The organism is Mycobacterium sp. TH-M106, from assembly GCF_057473765.1.
This window is the reverse complement of the sequence record NZ_JBYCLE010000298.1, coordinates 1-2055: the sequence shown is the minus strand read 5'-3', so window position 1 is coordinate 2055 and position 2055 is coordinate 1. Positions and strand designations below refer to the sequence as shown.

Annotated in this window: 1 protein-coding gene; it reads right to left on the bottom strand. The window is 65.5% G+C overall.

The features are described 5' to 3' along the window. Positions 1-2024, bottom strand: a 2024-nt coding sequence (gene clpC1, locus AC2VOP_RS10380; RefSeq protein ID WP_486960879.1) for an ATP-dependent protease ATP-binding subunit ClpC, incomplete at its 3' end; no start/stop codon positions are given. Positions 2025-2055 lie beyond the last annotated feature (31 nt).

The following is a 2055-nucleotide window of genomic DNA, read 5'->3' as shown; positions in this document are numbered from 1 at the left end:
TTGGAGATGTCGGCGGTACCGAGGTTGGAGGTGAAGATCAGCACGGTGTTCTTGAAGTCCACCGTGCGGCCCTGCCCGTCGGTGAGCCGGCCGTCCTCGAGCACCTGCAACAGGCTGTTGTAGATCTCTTGATGAGCCTTCTCGATCTCGTCGAACAGCACCACAGAAAACGGCTTGCGCCGGACCTTCTCGGTGAGCTGGCCGCCTTCCTCGTATCCGACGTAGCCGGGCGGGGCACCGAACAGCCTCGATGCGGTAAACCGGTCGTGGAACTCGCCCATGTCGATCTGGATGAGCGCATCGTCATCGCCGAACAGGAACTCCGCCAGCGCCTTGGACAGCTCGGTCTTGCCCACCCCGGAGGGGCCGGCGAAGATGAACGAGCCGGACGGCCGCTTGGGATCCTTCAGGCCGGCCCGGGTGCGCCGGATCGCCTTGGACACCGCCTTGACCGCATCCTCCTGGCCGATGATTCGCTTGTGGATCTCGTCCTCCATGCGCAGCAGCCGGGTGGTCTCGGCCTCCGTCAGCTTGAACACCGGAATGCCGGTCCAGTTCCCCAGCACCTCGGCGATCTCGTTGTCGTCGACTTCGGTCACGGCGTCCAAGTCTCCGGACCGCCACTGCTTCTCCCGTTCGGTGCGTCGCGCGACCAGTTGCTTCTCCCGGTCACGGAGACTGGCCGCCTTCTCGAAGTCCTGCGCGTCGATCGCGGACTCCTTCTCGCGGCGCGCATCGGCGATCTTCTCGTCGAACTCTCGCAGATCCGGCGGGGCCGTCATCCGGCGGATCCGCATCCGCGCGCCCGCCTCGTCGATCAGGTCGATCGCCTTGTCCGGCAGGAACCGGTCGTTGATGTAACGGTCGGCCAGGGTGGCCGCCGCCACGATCGCACTGTCGGTGATCGACACCCGGTGGTGCGCCTCATAGCGGTCCCGCAGGCCCTTGAGGATCTCGATGGTGTGCTCGACGGTCGGCTCGCCGACCTGCACCGGCTGGAACCGGCGCTCCAGCGCGGCATCCTTCTCGATGTATTTGCGGTACTCGTCGAGCGTGGTGGCGCCGATCGTTTGGAGTTCGCCACGAGCGAGCTTCGGTTTGAGGATCGACGCCGCGTCGATCGCACCCTCGGCAGCGCCCGCTCCGACCAGCGTGTGCAGCTCATCGATGAACAAGATGATGTCGCCGCGGGTGTTGATCTCCTTGAGCACCTTCTTCAGTCGCTCCTCGAAGTCACCACGGTAGCGGCTGCCGGCCACCAACGAGCCGAGGTCCAAGGTGTAGAGCTGCTTGTCCTTGAGTGTCTCGGGGACCTCGCCGTGCACAATGGCCTGGGCCAACCCCTCGACAACGGCGGTCTTTCCGACACCGGGCTCGCCGATCAGCACCGGGTTGTTCTTGGTGCGCCGGGAGAGCACCTGCATCACCCGCTCGATTTCCTTTCCGCGGCCGATGACCGGGTCGAGCTTGCCCTCCATGGCAGCCGCAGTCAGGTTGCGGCCGAACTGGTCCAGCACCAGCGAGGTCGAAGGGGAGCCGGATTCTCCGCCGCGGCCTCCGGTACCCGCTTCGGCGGTCTCCTTGCCCTGGTAGCCGCTGAGCAGCTGGATCACCTGCTGACGCACCCGGGTCAGCTCGGCGCCGAGCTTGACCAACACCTGCGCCGCCACGCCCTCGCCCTCCCGGATCAAGCCGAGCAGGATGTGCTCGGTCCCGATGTAGTTGTGGCCGAGTTGCAGGGCCTCACGCAGCGAAAGCTCCAGCACCTTCTTGGCGCGGGGTGTGAATGGGATGTGCCCGGATGGCGCCTGTTGGCCCTGCCCGATGATCTCCTCCACCTGGCTGCGCACCGCCTCCAGGGAGATGCCCAGCGATTCGAGCGACTTGGCGGCGACCCCCTCGCCCTCGTGGATCAGGCCCAACAGGATGTGTTCGGTCCCGATGTAGTTGTGGTTGAGCATCCGGGCCTCTTCTTGCGCCAGGACGACGACCCTGCGGGCACGGTCGGTAAATCTTTCGAACATCGGCTTCTTACCTGCTCTCCCTCGCCATCTC